General features: G+C 47.0%; 14 protein-coding genes. 10 read left to right on the top strand and 4 right to left on the bottom strand.

The genetic code is table 11. The annotated features are described in order from the left end of the window. Nucleotides 1-73 precede the first annotated feature (73 nt). Both ACLVWU_RS11530 and ACLVWU_RS11525 read right to left on the bottom strand, forming a co-directional pair. A complete protein-coding gene (locus tag ACLVWU_RS11530; protein ID WP_413574860.1) occupies nucleotides 74-463 on the bottom strand; it encodes a hypothetical protein in 390 nt (129 codons plus the stop codon). A 5-nt stretch (nucleotides 464-468) separates the two neighbouring features. Further along, nucleotides 469-1,413, bottom strand: a complete 945-nt coding sequence (locus ACLVWU_RS11525) for an HD-GYP domain-containing protein (protein WP_413574859.1) — start codon at nucleotides 1,411-1,413, stop codon at nucleotides 469-471. A gap of 186 nt (nucleotides 1,414-1,599) precedes the next feature. Between ACLVWU_RS11525 and ACLVWU_RS11520 the strand changes: the two genes are divergently transcribed. The 8 genes from ACLVWU_RS11520 (at nucleotide 1,600) to cysS (ending at nucleotide 13,381) form a co-directional block, all read left to right on the top strand. Beyond that, a complete protein-coding gene (locus ACLVWU_RS11520; protein ID WP_413574858.1) occupies nucleotides 1,600-3,189 on the top strand; it encodes a hypothetical protein in 1,590 nt (529 codons plus the stop codon). Nucleotides 3,190-3,222: 33 nt separating this feature from the next. Further along, nucleotides 3,223-5,310: an ATP-dependent DNA helicase RecG gene (recG, locus tag ACLVWU_RS11515; protein WP_413574857.1), complete on the top strand. Its 2,088-nt coding sequence runs from the start codon at nucleotides 3,223-3,225 to the stop codon at nucleotides 5,308-5,310. A gap of 470 nt (nucleotides 5,311-5,780) precedes the next feature. After that, nucleotides 5,781-6,974 (top strand): hypothetical protein, encoded by a 1,194-nt coding sequence (locus ACLVWU_RS11510; protein ID WP_413574856.1) that lies wholly within the window; start codon nucleotides 5,781-5,783, stop codon nucleotides 6,972-6,974. Nucleotides 6,975-7,081: 107 nt separating this feature from the next. Then, nucleotides 7,082-7,489, top strand: a complete 408-nt coding sequence (locus ACLVWU_RS11505; protein ID WP_413574855.1) for a hypothetical protein — start codon at nucleotides 7,082-7,084, stop codon at nucleotides 7,487-7,489. Between the two features lie 70 nt (nucleotides 7,490-7,559). Continuing rightward, on the top strand, nucleotides 7,560-9,671 hold the full coding sequence (locus ACLVWU_RS11500) for a S8 family serine peptidase (protein WP_413574854.1): 2,112 nt from the start codon (nucleotides 7,560-7,562) through the stop codon (nucleotides 9,669-9,671). A 190-nt stretch (nucleotides 9,672-9,861) separates the two neighbouring features. Next, a complete protein-coding gene (locus ACLVWU_RS11495; protein WP_413574853.1) occupies nucleotides 9,862-10,356 on the top strand; it encodes a CarD family transcriptional regulator in 495 nt (164 codons plus the stop codon). A gap of 77 nt (nucleotides 10,357-10,433) precedes the next feature. Beyond that, complete coding sequence (gltX, locus tag ACLVWU_RS11490) at nucleotides 10,434-11,921, top strand: glutamate--tRNA ligase (protein ID WP_413574852.1); 1,488 nt, start codon at nucleotides 10,434-10,436, stop codon at nucleotides 11,919-11,921. 8 nt (nucleotides 11,922-11,929) lie between these two features. Then, nucleotides 11,930-13,381: a cysteine--tRNA ligase gene (gene cysS / locus ACLVWU_RS11485; RefSeq protein WP_413574851.1), complete on the top strand. Its 1,452-nt coding sequence runs from the start codon at nucleotides 11,930-11,932 to the stop codon at nucleotides 13,379-13,381. 185 nt (nucleotides 13,382-13,566) lie between these two features. On the opposite strand, the gene ACLVWU_RS11480 is transcribed toward cysS, so the two are convergent. Both ACLVWU_RS11480 and ACLVWU_RS11475 read right to left on the bottom strand, forming a co-directional pair. Further along, nucleotides 13,567-15,375, bottom strand: a complete 1,809-nt coding sequence (locus ACLVWU_RS11480; protein WP_413574850.1) for an ArnT family glycosyltransferase — start codon at nucleotides 15,373-15,375, stop codon at nucleotides 13,567-13,569. Between the two features lie 27 nt (nucleotides 15,376-15,402). Next, a complete protein-coding gene (locus ACLVWU_RS11475) occupies nucleotides 15,403-17,703 on the bottom strand; it encodes a penicillin acylase family protein (protein WP_413574849.1) in 2,301 nt (766 codons plus the stop codon). 117 nt (nucleotides 17,704-17,820) lie between these two features. Between ACLVWU_RS11475 and uvrB the strand changes: the two genes are divergently transcribed. Together uvrB and uvrC are read left to right on the top strand one after the other, a co-directional pair. Further along, nucleotides 17,821-19,899, top strand: coding sequence for an excinuclease ABC subunit UvrB (gene uvrB, locus ACLVWU_RS11470; RefSeq protein WP_413574847.1), 2,079 nt, complete (start codon nucleotides 17,821-17,823; stop codon nucleotides 19,897-19,899). Then, nucleotides 19,886-21,775, top strand: a complete 1,890-nt coding sequence (uvrC, locus tag ACLVWU_RS11465; protein WP_413574846.1) for an excinuclease ABC subunit UvrC — start codon at nucleotides 19,886-19,888, stop codon at nucleotides 21,773-21,775. Before uvrB ends, uvrC begins: the two co-directional genes overlap by 14 nt. The last annotated feature ends 9 nt before the right edge of the window (nucleotides 21,776-21,784 follow it).

The raw sequence follows: 21,784 nt of genomic DNA, 5'->3' as shown, positions 1-21,784 counted from the left end.
TCTCTTGGGAGGGGCTCCAGAGGGGAGAGAAAAACTTCCCTTAGTGTCACAATTTTTGACACTTTATGACGGGCTATTTGCCTTTTTTAACTTTAAGTGGCTGATAGTTCGCGTGTTGTGAAGCTGGCTTGCGGTCGGAGCGCGCTTCCGCCATGCAAGTCAGGCGTTGAGAGTCTGACATTTCTGTTTCTTCTCCGCATTTATCCAAAGACGCCGGATTGAAAGCCTGGCCTTGAATGGAATCAAAACATTTCCAGAATTGCTGATCGTCTTTTTGCAGGTTGCAAACAGTAACCGCATACCAGTCAACATTCTCGTTCTTTTGCATTTTCTCCTGGCAAGCTTTGACGTCGGATTCGCCGACAAAGCGATCGCATACTCCCGGGGGATTGGTGGGCTCAATAGCCAAAGCAATTAGCGGAATCAATGCGATCAAAACAAGAGAATGCAAGATGTGTTTCATGTGTCCTACGCAGCCTTTATTTTAAAAAGTACAGAATACAGTGCCTTCAGCATGTCGGGATCATAACGACCCGCCAGCTTTTCTTTCATCATGGTCACTGCATCTATCGGCGAAAGTGGGACATTATATGAGCGCTGAGTTGTCATTGCATCATAAGTATCGGTGATGGCCACAATACGTGCGAACGGGTGGATCTCGTCACCGATCAATTGTTGGGGGTAGCCATTCCCAGACCAGGACTCATGGTGCTCAAAGCACGCCGCTTTAATTGCATCTGAGATGTTCGGGTGGTTGTTAAGAATAACTAGACCATACTGCGGGTGCATTTTCATCTGCTCCCACTCGGCATCCGTCAAGCCACCTTTTTTGCAAAGGATGTCCAAACTGACATTGCGTTTACCGATGTCGTGGAAAAGTGCTCCCACGCCCAGCTCTTCCAGTTCCTTGGGGTTATAGCCAATAGCTTTACCCAAGCCCAGGGAATAGATGCTGACATCCAGGGAGTGGTTGTAAGTGTAAAAGTCATGACCCGAAAGGGAAATCATAAAGCCCATGGCTTCAGGCGCATTTTCCATCAGGTCAATAAAGTCCGTAATGATAGGGCGGGACTCATCCAGGGCTTTGTTCACATCTGGATTTTCAAAAAGATCTTCCATCAGGGCAACTGAGGATTCGCGCAGGATTTTCGCTTTCTCGAAAGGATCCAGCTTATCAGAGTTCATTTCCTCTTTGACCCAGTCACGATACGTTTGCTTGTCTTCCATGCGCACGAAAAACGAGTCCCCGGTGTCTTTGGCATGCAGACGTGAAATCTTACCGTCCGAGAGTTTATCTCCCGCGCGAAGATACAAAATATATTTGCCGTCTACCATGACGAAAATATCAAAACTGGTGACTTTATCGGGTCGAATCGTGCTTAAACGTATGCGGAAATATGAAGTGTCGGTCATAGGGAAATTCTGCCATCAAAACCGGGGCTTAGAAATAAATTCCGCAACCGTTTTTAACTATAGCCCTTAGTCCAGCGGAAACCCCTGATCAGCCCTCACAAAGTACCAAAACGAGATGTGAAAATGTATAGGGATCTCACTGGATTTTCACTTGGGGACAGCGGTCATTTACCCGAAGAGTCAGGTATGAGAGTTCGCACATTTTTCATCACAGGATTTTTCATACTTCAAGCAGCGGCAGCACAAGCGAAAGTGTTTTCCTGCGTAAATGTCACTTCAGAAAAAGTTGTCGGAACCTGTAAAACCCAAATGAAAAATGCCCGCTGTGAACAATGGTTCCAAGACCATCCACAAGCACAGGCTAAGGCCCGCAGTTGTGATCCAGTCAAAGTCTGTACGATGCCAATGTTGGTAAAAAAGTATGCCGAAAAATGTTCTGAAGGAGTGTGGAACAGTTCGGTGGATTTTGTAAAAGGCACCATTGATTTTGTCATCGGTGACAAATCACTGCCACCCGACGTAAAAGCCCGCGAGGAATTTTTCAAATCATGCACTTCCGCTGAATGTAAAATTCAAATGCTGGGACCTTATGCAGATCTTTTCAGTCCCGAGGAAATCGTCGGTTCGCCAAATACACGGGGGCTTGATCCGGCCGATGTGGTGAACCAGGTTTATCTTAATGGTTACAGTGCCAAAACTCTTTATCGCAAACTTTTGACAAAGCTACGCGAGCGCGCACAGAGTGGTTCCACAAACGATGTATTTATTGAGCCATGGTCAGGTCGACCTGCAGCGAAAGCGCGTTCGGTGGATGATTTGATTGATGAAGTTCTTACTGCAGCGGGACTGCAGAACACCGCCTGCTTCGATCCAGAAGCATTGGTAGAGGCAAGATGTTATGCGCTTGCCACGGTACTGGATCCTTTAACTGCCGCTGTGGCGGTAGCGCGAATTAAAAAAATCACATCACTCATGCGCGTGGCTGATCAAAAAGCCATGACTAAAGCTTTGGCAAAGGACGACCTGATCCGCACCCGTATGATGCGAGGATCCGCCATCGAATCTGACAAATTAAAAGCAATCATGGATCCAATTTGGAAAAATACTTCGTTAAGTTACGAACAAAAAGCCCAGGCGTTGTTTGATAAATATTATGAATTAAGAAGAACTGCGATGGAGCCGCCCGTTCAGAATTTGTCCGACAAAGTTTTGCGTGATGTGCGCTACACGAAGGGGGATAATGCCTCTTACGATATGTTGGCGCAAAGAATGAACATGGGGCGTGAACTGGCGGATGATCCCTTAAATCGTGTGATCACCATGGCGCACGAGTTGGAACATGTGACTCAATATCCATACAGAACCAGTTTGATCGATCAGTTCCAAAATCTTCTGGAAATGAAACTTAAAAATCTGGATAAGCCCCGAGGTGTCACGTCACAACTGCAGGCAGAATTTGAAGCAATGAGTGCCCAGTGGGATATCATTCAAGCAGTTCCCAAGGATATCCGCTTAAAGTCCATCGAGGCCATTCGCGCCAATAAGAATATATCTCCCGCGGCAAAGGCTTCTGCCATTGGTGATATTGAACGCGCGGATCTCTCCCGTATGGAATACCTGAAATCCGTGGCGCCGCTCCATAACTACACCTCATACAACTCGGTGCGCACTCGTAATAACCTTATCGTGGCGGCCTTTTTGGTTCAGATGAGCGTTGTTGGGGCGGATGAGGCTTTTTCTAAGTATACTGGTGGCAAAACCGGCAACGCGCATTGACTTCATTGGGAAATCCGCAATACTGAGCTAGCCATGGCTCTTCGTCTCGACACTCAAATCATGTATCTTAAGGGAGTAGGCCCGAAACTCGGGGACCTGTTCGCACGTAAAGGTTTAAAGACCTTGCGGGATCTTTTTGAGTTCTATCCGCGGGCCTTTGAAGACCAACGCGCAGCCCGCAATATCGCAAGCCTTAGACCCAACGACATTGTCAGTATCAAAGCCACTGTGGTTTCAGTTCATGGTGTGAACATGGGACGCTCCTCAAGAAAAATGTATGACGTGGTGGTGCGCGATGCCTCCGGGCAAATTCACTGCAAATACTTCCGCGTTCCCTACAAAGGCTACTTTGAAAGATTCAAGCCTTTTTCTGAAGTGCGTGTGGTCGGTAAAGTCACTGAATACCGTGGCCGTATCGAATTCCATCATCCTGACATTCGCGACATCGACCCTGATGAAGAAAATCAGGATGCGCTGATTCCGCTTTATACGGAAATCGAAGGACTTGCGACGGCCAAGATCATGAAGCTTGTCCGTGCAGGCATGTCTCAGATCGAGGAGTGGCCTCCTGAAGCTTTGCCAAAATGGATGCGCGAAAAATACGACTTAAAGGCACGCAAAGATGCGCTAACAGAGATTCACAATCCAAATCCTGCGAGGGCTCAAGAGTATACAGAATTTAAAAGTGCAGCTCAGCGCCGTTTGATTTTTGAAGAGTTCTTCTGGCTGGAGTTATTTCTGGCTGCCAAGAAAGCCGGCTTTCAAAAAGAAAACGCCCCCTTAGTGCAAAATGAAGGAAAGAAGTTAGCATCTCTTGAAAAATCCCTGCCGTTTCCGCTGACCGGAGCGCAAAAGAAGGTTTTTGCTGAAATCAAAGCGGATCTTGAAAAAGGTCATCCAATGCATCGTCTTGTTCAGGGGGATGTGGGAAGTGGAAAAACGTTAGTAAGTTTCATGGCGGCCGTTTACGCAGCCGAAAGCGGATTTCAAACCTGCTTGATGGCGCCCACGGAAATTCTGGCAGAACAGCACTACAAAAACGCCAGAAAATTACTCACGCCCCTGGGAATCAGTGTGTCCATGCTTGTTGGTAAAACCAAATCAGCCGAACGCAAGCAGGTGCTTTTGGATCTGGCCAGCGGGGAGACTGATTTAATTATCGGTACTCACGCTTTAATCGAAGAAGAAGTGCGCTTTGAAAATCTGGGGCTTGCCATTATCGATGAACAACATCGTTTCGGTGTTGAACAGCGTGGAATTTTAAAAAACAAAGGCAACTCGCCACACTTTTTGGTAATGACCGCGACACCAATTCCCAGAACCCTGGCAATGACCGTCTATGGTGATCTGGATGTTTCAATCATCGACGAAATGCCGCCAGGCCGCAGTCCGATTCAAACCCGTGCGATTTTTGAAAACAAACGCAGCCAGGCCCTGCAATTTATGCTGGAACAACTGCAAAAGGGACGTCAGGCCTACTTCGTTTATCCTTTGGTGGAAGAGTCTGAAAAGATTGATTTAAAAAACGCGGTCGAGGAATTCGAAAAACTTAAAACCCAGTTTCCGCAGGTCAAATTTGGTTTGTTGCACGGAAAAATGAAACCCGACGAAAAAGATGCAGTGATGGATCAGTTCCGTCGCCACGAAATTCAAGTTCTGGTTTCCACCACCGTCATCGAGGTTGGTGTCGACGTGCCCAATGCCAACATTATGATCATCGAACATGCCGAGCGCTTTGGTTTGTCACAGCTGCATCAGCTTCGTGGCCGCGTCGGGCGGGGAGAGCACAAGTCATTTTGTATTTTGATCATGGGATATGCTGTCTCCGAAGAGGGAAAAATGCGCACCGAATTCATGGAAAAAACCACTGACGGGTTTAAGATTTCTGAATTCGATCTCGAGATGCGCGGACCTGGTGAATTTATGGGCACTCGTCAGTCGGGATTGGCGGGATTCAAAATGGCCAATCTGGTTCGGGATATGGAAATTCTGCAGCAGGCCCGTGAAGCAGCCTTCGAAGTGCTTAAAAAAGATCCATCTTTGGTTTGGCCAGACAACCGGCCGATGCGTGATGAATTGTTGCGCGAACACGGTCCGGCAGCTTTAGCTTCCATCGCATAGATATTTGGTGCTTTCGCAAGGTGCGCCGATAAACCATTTTCCGAGGGGATTTTCAGTCCCATCCTTGGTCCTGGGCTAGTAAGCTAGCTTTAGGACAAAACAGAAACGTTCCGGAGGTTATTGTTTGTTACTTCAAAGCAGTTCTTTGATTAATTTGATCAAAACCAAAATAAGCAAAAGAATTTGCTTAATAAGCTTCAAAAGTTTCCGATAAGAACAATACGATGTGTTCATTCGGACCTCCTTCGCGAAAACCGGAAGCAGGTTCATCCAAAAGGCGACCTTGCGAAAGCAAGAGTCGCTTTTGCATTTTTTGGACCGGACAGATTTTTATTCGCTTAAAGAACCAGCACTCACTGCAATTGAAATCAGCAGATCATACCTATACTCACAAAGATGTGTAGATTCATTTAGCACTTCTGTGAATTCAATTACGCGAATATGCGAGCCATGATAGGGATTCTCCCCCTATGCATCATGAATTATACATCGTGGATGATCAAAAAATCCGCAAAGATCTGTTTTCTGTTTCGGCTGTGCTCATTAAGAAAATTCGCAAACTTGAAAAAGAACATGCTGATTTTTTACTCAGTGATCAAATCCAATATCAAGACTGGCACTCGCTGACTTTCAGGGAGGAGCTTCATGAATTGGAAGTGCTGGAAAAGCGTCACCGCATTCTTTCAACCTTTGAAGTTCATCTGAATCATGTGGCGGCTACATCCAAAGTGTCCCTGCAACAGGCCTATCTGATGTTGAAAGAGGAAGAAGGACAGTATCAAGCCGGCGACGATGTTTGGCGATTTGTGATTGATAATCTTCGCAAGACGCGCTTTCAGGCGGCGACGCAGGATTTGGATAAGTCCGCCTTGCATCAGACTCCTGTCGAAGACGGGCCGGTTGATTTTGCCGAAGTCTTTTTCAAGGATGATTCCGTACTCAGTGGTCTTAAGCGCAAAGCGCGTTCGGTGTATCACTATTTGAATGATATTGATGACGGAAAAATGGTTCAGCATATGGAAGTTCCGCTGGCGGGGTATCGACTGTTCAGGGAAAGTCTGCAAATTGCGATGAAGTGCGGGGACTGGCGATTGTTAGGAAGAGTTTGGAAGACCGCAAGCCCTGCGTATCAACAGCGGTACTTGCGAAATATGCCCCTGCATTTGAAGAAATTCCTGCAAAGAATCATCGATGAAAATGAACGGGAAGAAGCCATTGAATCCGAGCAGTCAGCTGGGGAAAAGGGATTGCGTGAAACCTATCGCAAACTGGTGGTGCTATTGCATCCGGATCGCCAGTTCAGCCAGTCAGTCGAGTATCAGCGCTGGGCTGCCATCAAATGGCAACGTGTGCAGGATGCATTTGAGCGTGGCGATCAGTCGGCCTTGGAGAGGATTAGTTTGCTATGTCGGGCAGAACTTGGGCAGTTGAATGATCTGACCGTGGATGAAATCCAGCAAAGCTCATCGCTTTTGCAAGAGGAACTCGAAGTATTGCAGGCAAGCCTTGTCGACTGTCGAAAGCACCCAGCGTGGAAGTTTTCAAGTCGCCGCAGTTATGATTCCTTAAAAATTCAAGTGCAGGAGAAGTTGCAGAAAAGCTTGAAACCGTTGCGTGCTCAGGTGCGGGTGTTTGAGGAAACGCTTAAAGGATTTGAAAAATAATATTTTCGATCTTGTCTTTTTCGATCTTGCCTTAGGGAACATTTGTACCCTATCCTTTTGCTAGAGCTGTTTGGATAACGGCTCTAGTACACAAGGATGTGTTCAAAATGACTAAGTGTTCCATCAGCCTGCTGGCTGTTTCTATTCTATTTTCATCGGCGGCTCTTGCTGCTGTTCCTCAGTATAAAGTGAATATGCGCGTTGGCCTTAAAGGGGCAGCACCCATCTCTATTAATACGGTCGCGAAATCTGGAAAGAAAGCTTACATCAGTGAGTTTTCTGACGACGGACAAAGTGAAACGATTGTCGAGATGATGGCACGCAAGTCTAAGCAAAATAGCAAAGATGGACTGTACGTGGATGTGACAGTCACAAAGCGTGTGCGTGGGCAGAAGAAAATTTCTGAGCGTACCCAAGTGTTTGCTCCCAACAATCAAGAGACAGAGTTTGGGATGAACTCTAAAGGTCGCATGACTGGCAACATGTCGTTAGCCGTCATGGCGCATCAACTTTAAATCGCAAATCTTAAGTTCTTTACATTGAAGAGTTCCTCATGATGCAATTCCTGCGCAGAGGGGGAATTTTATGCAAAGATGGACTCATCTTATGGTTACGTCAGCACTTGTGGCTTCGGTTGCAAGTCCGGCATACGCGGGGAGCTTGTTAAGATTCAATTCAGGGACAGTGAATCCAGGGTTGGACATTCAGGCTGCATCATTGGTGGCAGATCAATCTGTCGGCGATTACATCGTTCAATTTTCTAACAAGATCACTGCAAAGGATCGCGCAGCTCTTCAAGCTCGCTTTGAAATCTTCGGATACCTTCCGGATGATGCTTTAGTAGTGCGCGGGACGTTGGCTGATCTGAATTCTTTCCGTCAACATCACGCCGGTGTTTACGCTGTTGTGAAATATCACGCTCAATATAAAATCAGCAGTGATATCATGCCGGTAAGCGTATTTAATAAAGACGAATCTCAAAGTGTTTTGATTCAACTTTTCAAAGCTGGCGACTCTAAATCAGTTGTTGCTGCCTTGAAAAAAATGAAAGCAGAACTTCAAGTTGTGAACGGTAAGTCCATCGTAGCAGTGGTTTCTCGTTCTCAAATCTACAACATCGCAAACTTGACGGGCGTTGAGCACGTTCAAAGCACTCCAGAAATCACGACAATGGATTTCCCATTGGATCAACAAATGGATGTGACAACTAAAGGTGTTGGCGATTATTCAGACATCACGGGTAACGAAACTGGCACTCAAGTGATGAAATTTGACTCCGCTTGGAACTTGGGTCTGACAGGTCGCAATCAAATCGTATCCATGGCGGATACTGGTTTGGATTCTGGTAACATCAATCAAATCGCTTCAGACTTTTCTGGCGCTGTAAAATCAGGCTATGCGTTTGGTTTGTGGTCCAGAACTTGGGAAGATCCAATGGGTCACGGAACGCACGTTGCGGGTTCTATCATGAGTCGCGGAACAGCTTCTGGTGGTCGTCTTAAAGGTGGCGCATACGATTCAATGATGGTCGCTGAAGGTATGTGGTCCAAGATGCTAAATGGTTTAGGTGTTCCTTCCAAGCTTGCGGATTTGTTTGATAAAGCAAACAACGATGGCGCTCGCGTTCACTCTAACTCATGGGGCGCAGTTAAAAACTTCGGTGCTTATGATTCCATGGCAGTTCAAGTGGACGAGTGGATGTCCGCTAACCCTGATATGCTTGTGATCTTCGCTGCTGGTAACAGTGGTGTGGATGCAAATAAAGACGGTCGCATCGATGGTGGTTCTATCGGAACTCCAGGGACTGCAAAAAACGTTTTGACGGTTGGTGCTTCCAAAAACAAAACGAAAACGGGTGGTATCCAGGTCCCAGTTAGCAAGCTTCGTGCTGCGGCTGAGGTTTGGTCTGCCGAGCCGATTTTCTCTTCCATGCTATCTGACCGTGAAGACGGTATCGCGATGTTCTCTTCCCGTGGTCCAACTTTGGACGGTCGTGTGAAGCCTGAAATCGTAGCTCCAGGTACAAACATCCTTTCCAACCGTTCTCACATCAAAGATGCATCTCCACTTTGGGGTGCCTACAATGATGATTACGCTTGGTCCGGTGGTACATCTATGGCGACTCCGCTAACTGCGGGTGCAGTGGCTGTGGCTCGTCAAATGTTGACTGAAAAATGGGGCGTACAAAATCCTTCTGCAGCTGTGATGAAAGCAATGATCATGCACTCTGCGGATGATATGTACCCAGGTCAGTTCGGTGAGGTCGGTGCGGCTCGTGGTCAGGAACTTCTGACTCGCAGACCGAACTCTGATGAAGGTTATGGTCGTGTGAACATGGATAACATGGTTCAGATGATGAAAAACACTTTCGTTGTGGACGATCGCGATGGTTTGGCGACAAACCAACAAGAGGCCTACGCGTTTAAACTTTCTGCTCCAGGCAAGCTTTACGCGAACTTGGTTTGGACGGATGCTGCGGGTTCTGCGAATGCTGCCAAAGCCTTGGTAAATGACCTTGATTTGGTTTTGACTGGTCCAAACGGCGCTGTAAGTATGAACGATCACATCAACAATGCTGAGATGATCGAGACGACTTTGCCAGCTGGTGATTACAAGCTGACAGTTAAGGGTGCGAACGTTCCTGCCGGCAAAAACGGCGGTCGTCAGCCTTATGCTCTTGTTTTCAGCGTAAAATAGATCTGTTAACTCTTTGATCACATTTTAATTAAATAGTTGAAACTATTAAGTAAAAGCCCCATTTTTGATGGGGCTTTTTTCGTGGAAATTCCTTGGAAATCTTTTCCAACGCTCCGCTCAGATTTGATAACTCGTGTCAAATTTGATAGAACTAGCACGGTTATATGTGGCTATGAGTGGAGGTTTCCTGATGCTGACGTTCAATATCGGTGATAATGCAGTTTATCCCGGCTACGGCGTAGTTAAAGTTGTAGCTATCGAGACGAAAGAGATGCTTGGCACTAAAATCTCGTTCTACAACATGCAATTGGTCGATACGGGCCTTAAGATCATGATCCCAACTACAAACGTTAAATCAGCGGGCCTTCGTCCCATCATCTCCAAAGATGAAGCTGCTCGTGTTGTAGGCATTCTTAAAGAAAAAGACGTAAAAATCGACAATCAAACATGGAATCGCCGTTACCGCGAATACATGGAAAAGATCAAAACTGGTTCTGTATTTGAAATTGCAGAGGTTTTGCGCGATTTGTTCCTTTTGAAAGCAGATAAAGAGCTTTCTTTTGGTGAGCGCAAGATGCTTGATTCCGCACGTTCTTTGCTTTTGAAAGAGCTGACTTTGGCAACAAGCGAAGCTGAGCTTTTCAATGAAGAAGAAGTTAAAGCGATCTTCGGCATCACCGGTTAATTCTGGACGATTTCAAAATTTCATAATAGCTTTAAGGCTCGGATTTTCCGGGCCTTTTTCTTTTTGGAGTCGACTCGATGTCTTCAGCAGCCAATTCTCAAGTTCGCGTTCGTTTTGCACCTTCACCAACGGGTTATTTGCACGTGGGTGGCGCAAGAACGGCTTTGTACAACTACCTTTTCGCTAAGAAAAATGGTGGTGAATTCATCCTGCGTATTGAAGACACGGACGAGGCTCGCTCCACTCAGGAATCTCTACGTGGTGTTGTCGACGATCTGGTTTGGTTGAACCTTTTGTGGGCAGAGGGCGTGGATCCGGTCACTTTGAAAGATCAAGGACCAAACGGCCCTTATAAGCAAAGCGAGCGCATGCATATCTATAAGCAAATTGCGGAACAGCTATTGGCTGAGGGCAAAGCTTATTACTGCTTCCTGACGGATGCTGAAATTGAAGTTCAGCGTGATGCTCAGATGAAAGCGGGCGGTCAGCCGCATATTCAATCTCCGTATGCAGATTGGACTTTGGATCAAGCCAAAGCAAAAATGGCAGAGGGTGGAACTCCACCGGTTGTTCGTTTTAAAACAAAGCATCTTAAAAAAGACTATATCTTTAACGACATCGTTCGCGGCGAAGTGAAGTTCCCATCAGACATGGTGGGTGACTTTGTTCTTCTGCGTGGTGGCGGTATGCCGGTTTATAACTTCTGCTGTGTGGTGGACGATCATTTGATGAAAATGAGCCACGTCTTCCGCGCAGAGGAGCATCTTCCAAACACTCTTCGTCAGTTGATGATTTACGAAGCGATGGGCTGGAAAGCACCAGAGTTCGGTCACATGGCTTTGATCCTGGATGAAGACCGCCAAAAACTTTCTAAACGTAAAGGTGCGGTGGCTTGTGGTCAGTTGAAAGACGAAGGCTATTTGGCTTCTGCGGTATTGAACTTCATCGCGCTTCTTGGCTGGTCACATCCTGAAGGTAAAGAGATCATGTCGGTTGAAGACATGGTTGCAGCTTTCGATATCTCTCGCTTGAATCCATCGGGCGCGATTTTTGACCGCGTGAAATTCAAGTGGATGAATGCTCAGCACTTGCGCGCTCTTCCGAATGCGGAGTTGTGGAAAGCAATTCAGCCATTCCTGGCTCGTGAAAATATGCAATTGCCTGCAGATCCGGTTTGGCAGGACAAGTCTTTGAATTTGTTTAAACCGTACATGGAGATTCTGGCGGATGCGATCACACTGTATCGTCCATTGAATGACAACTCTTACGTGATTCAACCAGACGCTGAAGAAGTGATGAAGCTTGAAACGACGAAAGCCGTTTTAACGACTTGGAAGGAATTGGTTCAAGCACACGGTGCTGAATACATGACCGAGGAAGAATTCCTAAAAATCCAAGACGAAGTGAAAAACAAAACCGGTGCCAAAGGTAAAAACTTGTTCCAGCCAATTCGCGTGGCAGTAATCGGTCAACCTCACGGCGCTGAACTTAAAATCCTGGTGCCATTGATGAAAAAACAATCATTGGTAGCTCGTGCTGAAAAGGCACTGGCTACTATTGCTTAAGGAACGTTATGTCTTTGAAGATTTACAACTCTGAATCCCGCCAGGCCGAGGAATTTGTTCCTTATGATCCGAAGCACGTGAAGATGTATGTTTGCGGGCCGACGGTTTATAATTTTCTTCACGTGGGGAATTTTCGTGGGCCTGTTGTTTTCAATATGGTTCGTAATTGGTTGGAGCACTTGGGTTACAAAGTTACTTATGCTTTGAACTTTACAGACGTGGACGACAAAATCATCGCAAAAGCCAATGAACAAGGGATGGCTCCCGGCGATTTGTCAGAGCTTTATATCAAAGAATACAAACACGACTTCGCAAGCTTGGGGCTGCGTCCCCATGATATGAATCCAAAGGTGACTGAGCATATGGAAGACATTCTTTCTATGGTTGGTACTTTGATTGATAAAAAAGCCGCTTACGAAGCACAAGGCGATGTTCTGTACTCGATTGAATCTTTCAAAGACTATGGAAAATTGAGTGGTCGACATACTGACGAATTGCTTGCTGGGGCTCGCGTGGAAGTCGACGAAAAGAAACGTTCGCCGATGGACTTTGCTTTATGGAAAGCTGCAAAGCCTGGTGAAATCTCCTGGCCGTCTCCATGGGGACCTGGGCGTCCTGGCTGGCACATTGAGTGCTCGGCGATGATTAAAAATATCTTTGGCGATCAGATCGATATCCACGGTGGTGGTATGGACTTGATATTCCCACATCACGAAAATGAAATTGCGCAATCCGAAGGCTGCACAGGAAAACATTTTGTGAAGTACTGGATGCACAATAACATGCTGAACTTCGGCGGTCAGAAGATGTCCAAGTCTTTGGGTAACATCGTATCGCTTCGTGAGTTTGTGACGATGTACAATGCTGAAATCTATAAATGGATGATTCAGTCTGTTCACTACCGCACGATGAGTGAGTTCGGTGATGCGGCTGTGGATCGTGCAATTTCCGGATTGGCTCGCGTGTATTCTTCTCTGGCGATGGCGGAAAGCTATCTGACTCCGGAAGTGACTCAAGCTGATGCTGGTTTTGCTAAAATCACGGAAGACGCTTGGAAAAAAGTGGAAGCTGCGATGAATGATGACTTTGGGACCCCTGAAGTATTTGCGACGATGTTTGAAGTGGTTCGCCAGTTCAACAACCAAGTTCGTCGTGGTATGAAGGCAAACCCTGCGATTTGCGGCAAAGCTTTGGCGTTCAGTCAGTTCATTAAGCGCGTGGGCGCGGTGATGGCTATCTTCCAAGAACCGGCAGGGGAGTTCTTAACAAAGCTTGATAACATGCTTTTGGATAAAGCGGGGATCAAGCGTGCTGACGTGGATGCCTTGGTGGCGGAACGGTCTCAAGCGCGTGCGAATAAGGACTTTGCCAAGTCCGATGAGTTCCGTGACAAGCTGGTTGCGATGAATATTTCGGTGAGTGATACGCCGGAAGGTTCCTTCTGGGAAGTCACTAAGTAGAAAATCGAAAATAGGTTGGGAGGGCTTCGAAAGAAGCCCTTTCTTTTTTTAGAAGACACACACACACACACACACACACACACACACACACACACAGCTATGGATGTGGTGGAAGTTTATGCGCCAATATTCATTACATAGCTCAACGCAGAACCGATGACGGTTCTGCAGAGCGATAAGGGTAGTTAGAATTTTTCTGTTTCAATCGCAGTCGGAGTTTCAAACAGTCGTAAATATACCTTTAAGTGTTCGACGATGAAGACGATGCCAAGACTGCTCCACATGAGGATTATTCCATCAAAAGGCGCGCGGAAGCGGTTCTCTGATTTGAAAATATAAACAGTGAAGAAGATCGTCAGAACTAACAAGGCACCAACTTCCGCATAGTCATTGCGTCGGCGTGCATAGGCCAAGGCTCCTAATAGTGCCAGTGGTAGCAAACCCCACTCAAAGATCGGAGCCCAGATATCATACATGAATCCAATTTTGGATCCTGAAATGGGCCATGTGCTGTTTCCGTAAAACAGATAATTTATAAAGCGCAGGCTTTCAAGCATCACCCAAGGATTTTCACGCACGCAATCGGCACCAGCTTTCCAGAAATAGGATTGATCTGTGAATGGACGATCCCATTTTTTGAAAGTGGTTTCATTTAAAGTTACAAACAGGGGCGACATCCAGGATGATCCGTTGGAATCGGCATTGTTCTTCGAAGGGCATTTTCCTTCGACAAAATTCAAAGCGCCCGCGGTCGGTCCCCATTGCATTTTTTGATAGGCGATTTTAGTGAATGCCAGGTGGGGAGTCATCACTACCACGCAGCCCATAGCCATCACGACGACTTTCAAAATGGCGGACTTTAGTTGTGCGCGCTCACGATACAAAAGCCACAAACCGAAGGCGGGAACAAAGAAGGCGTGATTGCCCTTAAAATAAAACGAGAGCATCAGCAGTAGGCCCACAGTGAAGTAGTCACGCAGTCGGTTTGACTCCAAGGCTTTCATGATCCACCACAGTGTCGCCATGATCAGAAAGCTATACGGGGATTCTGCCATGTAGCGTGCAGTGAATCCAATTTGCGGGACATCCAGAGCCACAAATGTCAGAGTCAAAAATGCGGCGGTTCTGCCGAAATTTTTTAAGACCAGTAAGTATGCAAGCAGCACGGTTCCCATGGAGACGAAGATGCTGACCCATTTATGCAGTTCCCAATCTCCCAGAAGTCGCAATGCCAATCCATAGACGGTATAACCGATGGGTTGAAATGTCTGCCCCATGTCGAAGGAGCCCTTCATCATTTGAACGCCGCGATGAAAATAAGCGGCCATGTCAGAGAATAAAAACATTTCCGGAGGCATGGCGATTTGTGTGGTCCAAAAGCGAAGCAGGAATCCAACAATGAAAATACCGATCACGGGGATTTTCCAGCGATCCTGATCTTCGGGGAGTTTCGCCCAAAGCATTCCTGCTAGGGCTAAAATCAAAACAAACATTCCCAACAAAAGCTGGGGTGCTGACCAGTCTTTATCCAGGTAGAAGCCGAAACTCCCACCGAAGGAATCTCCGGTCAGATTCCAGGTCGTCGCGCGACTAAGAACATCTGTCTTTGAAACAAGTGATAAACCGCGTTCATTGTTGCAACGTTCATCTGGAGATGCCGGCAAGCCCCAACTGACTCCGTCGGTGCTCAGGCTGTTGATGCAGCTAAGAGTACGAAGGCGAAACTTTTTTAAATTCAACCAAGACGGTAGGTGGGAAGCCTTGGTGTCAAACTTCACCCAGAACAAGCCGCCGTCATCGGGATTGTAGTCTTTCATGATGATCGAAGAGTGGGCCCCGCGCTCCGTTTCAAGGTTGGGACGAACGATTTCGATGTTGTTCATTTTTGGCGTGAGCAGTTGAAACCAGTTCAGGCACACGATGCCAATAAAAAGGCTAAACCAAAAAAGACGCGTTCTTGCAGTTTCCATGACGAAGCATTTAGCGAACGTCATGGTTGGCTGCAAGTTACTAACCGGTCATTATTCCAGGATCAGTTCGTGGGATTTGTCTTTTTCAATCTCTGCTGGGTCCATCAGTTGCGGGCGGTGTTTGCCTGTTAGGAACAGTTCGATTTGATCTCCGTAAAAGGGCGAGAACATGTGGCCGGAAATGCCGATGGGATTGACGCCCCAGCTGTGTTTGACGTTGGCAAAATCAATCACACGGCGAGTGGAGGCTCCCGCGGTCACTTTGAAGTCACCACCCAAAGCACGTGACTTATTATTGGTGATCTCATTGTAAGCTCCGCCCATCGGGAATGGTCCCAAGTTAAAGATCGCGCTCAGTGGTTTTTCGCGGCCCAGTGGGTGGATGTACTCGATCGTATGGATTTTTCCCCACATCGGTGGCTCGGACAATTTTGCAAAAGTGTTACGAAGACCTTGGGTAAAGGCTTCTTCCGGTTTTATCAGTTCCCACCACGGAGAGTTTGCATTCTGAGTAACGCGTTCAAAGAACATCCAGGAGTGGGGAGTACCAAGGTAAGCTTCACGTTGTTCCTCTAAAGGAGCCAGCATCAACAAAAGACTTTCGTTGATCCACGTATAATACAAACTCGCTTCCTGAGAGTTTGCATCGGAATTCAAATTCCACTTTTTCAGCCTCTCCAACCAAGGACCGTATTGTGTTTGCTCTTCGGAAGAGAGTTTTAAGTAACCCAGCATTCTCTCAAGCAAAACGGTGTTGGCAAGATTCAGGTTTTTAACCTGCAGGGCGCGCATTTCCTCTGGCGTCCATTTTTCTTTTTTGGAAAGCTCTGTCAGTAGAGTATTTTGGCGATCCGGGCTTTGCCAGTCGCCGCGAATTTCAGAGTCGATTCCCGCCGGTCGAGTGTTGGCCGTGACGATGACTCCCGAAGCCGGGTTCACCATATGAGGTTTTTCCTCCCAGGAAAGGAAGCGCTTGTATTCGTCGGTCAGGCTTGTTCCATCCAAAATCAATTCTGAATTGGGATTTCCTTTAACGGCCACTTCCCCAAACATCCACCACGCGATGTTCTGCGCATCCGCATACATCACGTTCAGGCCAGGTGCTGTGCCAGGTTTCAAAGCGTTTTCAAAAGTTTTTATGTCCTTCGCTTCGCCCATTGTGTAAAGCGCCTGCAAAGGATCGTTTTGCACATTGTGGAAGGCCCACTTCAAGGAAAGATCAGAATCAATTACGTGATTCATCAAAGGACCGTGGGGTGTTTCGATGATCTCGATCGTGACAGGTTCTTCTTTTTTGACATTGATCACTTCAGTGCGGGTTGCGTATTCCTGGGGCTTGTGATTGTAGATCAAAGTTTTATTAGTGCGATCGATATTTTCACGGAATAGATCCATGTCATCGGTTTGCGACATTGTGAATCCCCACGCATGGTGCGGAGTGTGGCCTAAAATCGCAAACGGAACCAACGGCAGGTAGTGGCCATAGATTTCAAATTCCGGTGTATGGATATGTGCTTCAAACCAAACCGACGGGTGGGAGAAGGCAATGTGCGGATCGTTGGCAAAAATACTTTTGCCACTGGCAGAGCGATTCGGGGATAGCAACCACGCATTGCTGCTGTCAAAAAGTGTGGCAAAGGAAGCATTGTCCGCCACCTCCCACAAAGGACTTAAATCCACATCGCCTGCAAGTTTCAATGGAGTTTTAAGTTGATCATTGCGAAGTTCCTGGAACTGCTTGTGAGGAAATTTCTTAGCAAGGATGGTCATCATCGGATCGGTCTTTAGAGCAATCCCGAAGCTGTAAGCAATCTGGCCCGTCATCACATAGGCATCAATCGGTGAGAACGGTCTGATGGTTTTTATTCCCAAAATCGCTAGGTCATAGGGGATCGGGCGGGTGGAGGCGTATTGATTGGCGCCATCGCAGAAGGCCTCCATCAATTTCCACATTTCAGTATCCAATGTCCCGTCTTTGCGTTTTTTCTCGATAACTTTTGCAGCGGTTTGTTTTAGACCCAGGCTGCGGTAAAGCATGTCGGATTTCAGAGTTTTTTCACCAACGACTTCGGAAAGCTCCCCTTGGGTTTGGCGACGGCCCATTTCCATTTGGAACAATCGTTCGCTGGCCATCACATATCCCAGTGCTTTAAAGGCGTCCGTTTTGTTTTGTGCGAAAATATGAGGAATGCCAAAGGAGTCGCGTTGGATTTTTACAGGAGCTGAGAGATTTTCCAGATCGATTTTACCATCTAACGGTGCCACTGAGCGACGCATAAACAGGTAAGTGCCAGATAGTACTAAAAGCAGAACCAGAATCAAATAACGCAGGGATTTTTTAAACAGTTTCATAAGATCCCACTGTCACAAAGACCAGGGTTTCAGGCAAGTCACAAGATGTCACTATGCAAGGCGATTTCGCAAGGACCCACTAGCGAATCGTATACTGTTTGTGCTACGATCGGAGGGATGGCCAAAACCTATAAAAAGAACTTTCAATTGGTGTCTGAGTTTAAGCCTTCTGGGGATCAGCCAAAAGCGATCGAGCAGATGGTGCAAAACATTGGCGCGGGACTAAAACATCAAACTCTGCTAGGTGTGACCGGTTCGGGTAAGACCTTCAGTATGGCGCACACGATTGCTCAGATTAATCAGCCGGCGTTGGTGCTTGCACCGAATAAAACCCTGGCGGCGCAGTTGTATTCTGAGTTCAAGGAGCTTTTTCCGAACAATGCGGTAGAGTATTTCGTCAGTTATTACGACTACTATCAGCCGGAAGCTTATATTCCTTCGACCGATACTTATATCGAAAAAGACTCGGCCATCAACGAGCAGATTGATCGCATGCGCCACTCCGCCACGCGTTCCTTATTTGATCGTCGCGACGTGATCATTGTCAGTTCCGTTTCCTGTATTTACGGTTTGGGATCGCCAGAGGCCTACGAAGGCATGATGATTCAGATTGTTTCGAATACTGAGATGAAGCGGGATCATCTTTTACGTGAACTAATACGTGTACAATATCAACGCAACAACGTTGATTTTTCACGGGGAACCGTGCGCGTGCGCGGAGATAACGTCGAAATCTTTCCTCCGTACGAAGAAGACCGCGCGGTGCGCGTGGAATTTTTCGGAGACTTTGTCGAGCGTCTGTCATGGATTGATCCATTGACGGGACAGGTTCTGGAAGAGATCGATCAAATCGGAATTTATCCTGGAAGCCACTATGCCACGGGTGATGACAATCTAAAACGCGCTATTAAAACTATTCAGGATGAGTTGCGCGATCATTTGCAGCTTTTAAATAAGAATTTGAAATTTCTGGAAGCACAACGTCTGGAGCAACGTACCTACTACGATATAGAAATGATGGAGCAGATGGGATTCTGTCAGGGGATCGAAAACTATTCGCGCCATCTGACGGGACGTGGACCGGGTGAGCCGCCTCCGACGTTGCTTGAGTACTTCCCAAAAGACTTTATCACTTTCATCGACGAGTCCCACGTGACCGTCCCACAAATCGGGGGCATGTACCGCGGGGACCGCGCGCGTAAGTCAACACTTGTTGAACACGGCTTCCGTATGCCATCGGCCTTGGATAACCGTCCGTTGAATTTTCAGGAATTTGAAAAGATGATGGATAAAGTTGTCTATGTGTCGGCGACTCCGGGCAACTATGAGTTTGAAAAATCAGAAGGTATCATTGTCGAGCAGATCATTCGTCCGACGGGTTTGATTGATCCGGTTGTTGAAGTGCGCCCGGTGAAACACCAGGTGGATGATCTGTTAAAAGAGATCCGCGAGCGCATTAAACTGAAAGAGCGCGTCTTGATTACGACGCTGACCAAGCGTTCGGCTGAAGATTTGACCGAGTACTATGAAAATCTGGGAATCAAAATCAAGTACCTGCACAGTGATATTGACACGATCGAGCGATCCGAGATCTTGCGCGATTTGCGTCTGGGCGTCTTTGACGTGCTGGTGGGAATCAACTTGCTGCGAGAAGGCTTGGACATTCCTGAAGTAAGTCTTGTCGGCATTACCGATGCCGACAAAGAGGGTTTCCTCCGTTCTGAAAGATCTTTGATTCAAACTATTGGTCGTGCGGCCCGTAACTTGAATGGTCGAGTGATTTTGTACGGTGATACGATCACTGAAAGTATGCGTAAAGCCATCGGCGAGACCGAGCGTCGTCGTCGCATCCAGCAAGAGCATAATGAAGCTCATGGTATTACTCCGCAAAGTATTCGCAAGAAAATCCGTGACGGTCTGGGCGAGGCCTTCGATGGCTCTGTCGGTGGAGCACCGCTTAAAGGAGAGAATCGTCAACAGGCAATCATCAACAAGTTTGCCCATGAACCTGATAAATTGACGCAAGAAATTGATAAACTGCGTGCGAAAATGCGTGAGCTATCCAAGAAGTTGGACTTCGAAGAAGCTGCGAAAGTGCGCGATGAAATCAAGCGTCTGCAAATCTTGGAATTGAATCTGCGCAGTGGCGAGGTGGAATCCGAAAGTGCTGAGGTGAATAAGAATGGCCTCAAGTAAGTTCGACGAAATCCGCGAACGGGTTCGCGAGTTCCCTACGCAAAGTGGGGTGTACCTGATGAAGGGGCCCGGCGATAAGATTATTTACGTCGGTAAAGCGAAAAGTCTGCGCAATCGAGTGCGCAGTTACTTTACTGACAGCAAGGATCACTCGCCGAAAACGCGCCTACTGGTTTCCAATATTCTGGAAGTCGAATACATTCTGACTAAAACCGAGGTTGAAGCCTTCCTGCTGGAAGCCTCGCTGATTAAAAAGCATCGTCCTAAATACAATATCCGTCTGCGTGATGATAAGGCATATCCCTACATTCGTTTTAGCTGGTCGGAGGAATTTCCGCGGTTGTATCTGGCCCGCAAAGTTAAAAAAGACGGATCGCTTTATTTCGGACCTTACACCTCGGGCCTGGCTGTACAAGGGACCATTCGTTTTTTGAATCGCACTTTTAAAATCCGTGACTGTAACGATGCGATGTTTGCGACCCGCAAACGTCCTTGCATGACCTATCAAATTGGTCGTTGTACAGCTCCCTGTGTGGATTACATCACTCAAGAGGATTATAAAAGTGAGGTTGAAGGCGCGAAGCTTTTCCTGAAAGGCCAGAACAAGAAGGTCATCAAATCCCTGAAAGAAAAAATGATGGGAGCTGCCGACGAAGAGAAATTCGAAGTGGCAGCGCGCTTGCGGGACTCGATTGAAGCCATCAAGGCTATTTTGGAAAAACAGTCCGTCATCAACGACACCTCTGAAAAAGATCAGGATGCGGTTGGGTACTTTGGCGACGAGCGCGGTTGTCTGATTGAAACTGTCCACGTTAGGGCAGGCCGGGTTATTGGTACGCGTCCTCACTTCCTGCCACATTTCGATCCAAATGATGCTGTTGAAGATCCACGCGAATGGATGGTGGATTTCCTGAATCAGTATTACGAAGACAACTTTATTCCGGATGATGTCTTATTGCCGCTGGATATCGGTAGCGACCTAAATAAATTGATGGAAGCCGTGTTGCAAGAGCGTTCTGGGACCAAGTCGTCCGTGCGTTTTGCGACGGACGAGCGGGGCCGTAACCTGGTGGATATGGCCAATGAAAATGCCAAGGCGCACTTCCTGAAATATGTTTCCAAATCCGAGGAAAAACTTCGCGGGCTTCAAGAGATCAAAGAAAAATTCAATCTTTCAGAACTGCCTCGTCGTATCGAGTGTTATGACATTTCGACCTTTCAAGGAGCAGAAACCGTCGCCTCCCAAGTGGTTTTTGAGGAGGGCGTTCCAGCCAAGGATCACTACCGTCGTTATAAGATCAGAACGGTTCAAGGGATCAACGATTTCGCCTCGATGTATGAGGTATTAAGTCGCCGATTTAAGCACACCGAATACGAAGATCCTCAGCTAATCGTGATTGACGGTGGTAAAGGGCAGCTTTCCCAGGCGATGCGGATTTTATCTGAAATCGGTCGTGAGGACATCCCGGTGGTGGGTTTGGCGAAAGCCCGTACCGAAAGTGATTTCCAGAAGCAGGAAGTGGAGTCCACGGACGAAAGATTCTTCCTGCCGGGACGTCAAAATCCGGTGATTTTTAAGACCAACTCGGAAGCGCAGCATATTTTGGTGGGAATTCGCGATGAGGCCCATCGTTTTGCCATCACATATCACCGTAAACTGCGTGAAGGGACCTCTTTAGAGAGCGAACTTGATTACGTTGTGGGTCTTGGCGAAAAAAGAAAGAAAACTCTTTTGACTCAGTTTAACTCTATTGATGAAATCAGAATGGCTGACCCTAGTGAAATTGCGAAACTTAAGAGTTTCAACCGCGTCCTTGCGGAGCGAATCATTTTGCAATTGAACGAGTCGGAAGAAGAAGAAGTCGAAGCCGAGTAATTTCGTTAT

Origin of the sequence: Bdellovibrio sp. HCB290 (assembly GCF_047305925.1) — a bacterium.
GTDB lineage: Bacteria > Bdellovibrionota > Bdellovibrionia > Bdellovibrionales > Bdellovibrionaceae > Bdellovibrio.
The sequence above is the reverse complement of the archived record's forward strand: the minus strand, read 5'-3'. Positions and strand labels throughout refer to the sequence as shown.

Excerpts from the sequence above, each read along its gene's own strand:
- ACLVWU_RS11530 (WP_413574860.1), bottom strand. The coding sequence starts at position 463 with ATGAAACACATCTTGCATTCTCTTGTTTTGATCGCATTGATTCCGCTA.
- ACLVWU_RS11525 (WP_413574859.1), bottom strand. The coding sequence starts at position 1,413 with ATGACCGACACTTCATATTTCCGCATACGTTTAAGCACGATTCGACCC.
- ACLVWU_RS11520 (WP_413574858.1), top strand. The coding sequence starts at position 1,600 with ATGAGAGTTCGCACATTTTTCATCACAGGATTTTTCATACTTCAAGCA.
- recG (WP_413574857.1), top strand. The coding sequence starts at position 3,223 with ATGGCTCTTCGTCTCGACACTCAAATCATGTATCTTAAGGGAGTAGGC.
- ACLVWU_RS11510 (WP_413574856.1), top strand. The coding sequence starts at position 5,781 with ATGCATCATGAATTATACATCGTGGATGATCAAAAAATCCGCAAAGAT.
- ACLVWU_RS11505 (WP_413574855.1), top strand. The coding sequence starts at position 7,082 with ATGACTAAGTGTTCCATCAGCCTGCTGGCTGTTTCTATTCTATTTTCA.
- ACLVWU_RS11500 (WP_413574854.1), top strand. The coding sequence starts at position 7,560 with ATGCAAAGATGGACTCATCTTATGGTTACGTCAGCACTTGTGGCTTCG.
- ACLVWU_RS11495 (WP_413574853.1), top strand. The coding sequence starts at position 9,862 with ATGCTGACGTTCAATATCGGTGATAATGCAGTTTATCCCGGCTACGGC.
- gltX (WP_413574852.1), top strand. The coding sequence starts at position 10,434 with ATGTCTTCAGCAGCCAATTCTCAAGTTCGCGTTCGTTTTGCACCTTCA.
- cysS (WP_413574851.1), top strand. The coding sequence starts at position 11,930 with ATGTCTTTGAAGATTTACAACTCTGAATCCCGCCAGGCCGAGGAATTT.
- ACLVWU_RS11480 (WP_413574850.1), bottom strand. The coding sequence starts at position 15,375 with ATGACGTTCGCTAAATGCTTCGTCATGGAAACTGCAAGAACGCGTCTT.
- ACLVWU_RS11475 (WP_413574849.1), bottom strand. The coding sequence starts at position 17,703 with ATGAAACTGTTTAAAAAATCCCTGCGTTATTTGATTCTGGTTCTGCTT.
- uvrB (WP_413574847.1), top strand. The coding sequence starts at position 17,821 with ATGGCCAAAACCTATAAAAAGAACTTTCAATTGGTGTCTGAGTTTAAG.
- uvrC (WP_413574846.1), top strand. The coding sequence starts at position 19,886 with ATGGCCTCAAGTAAGTTCGACGAAATCCGCGAACGGGTTCGCGAGTTC.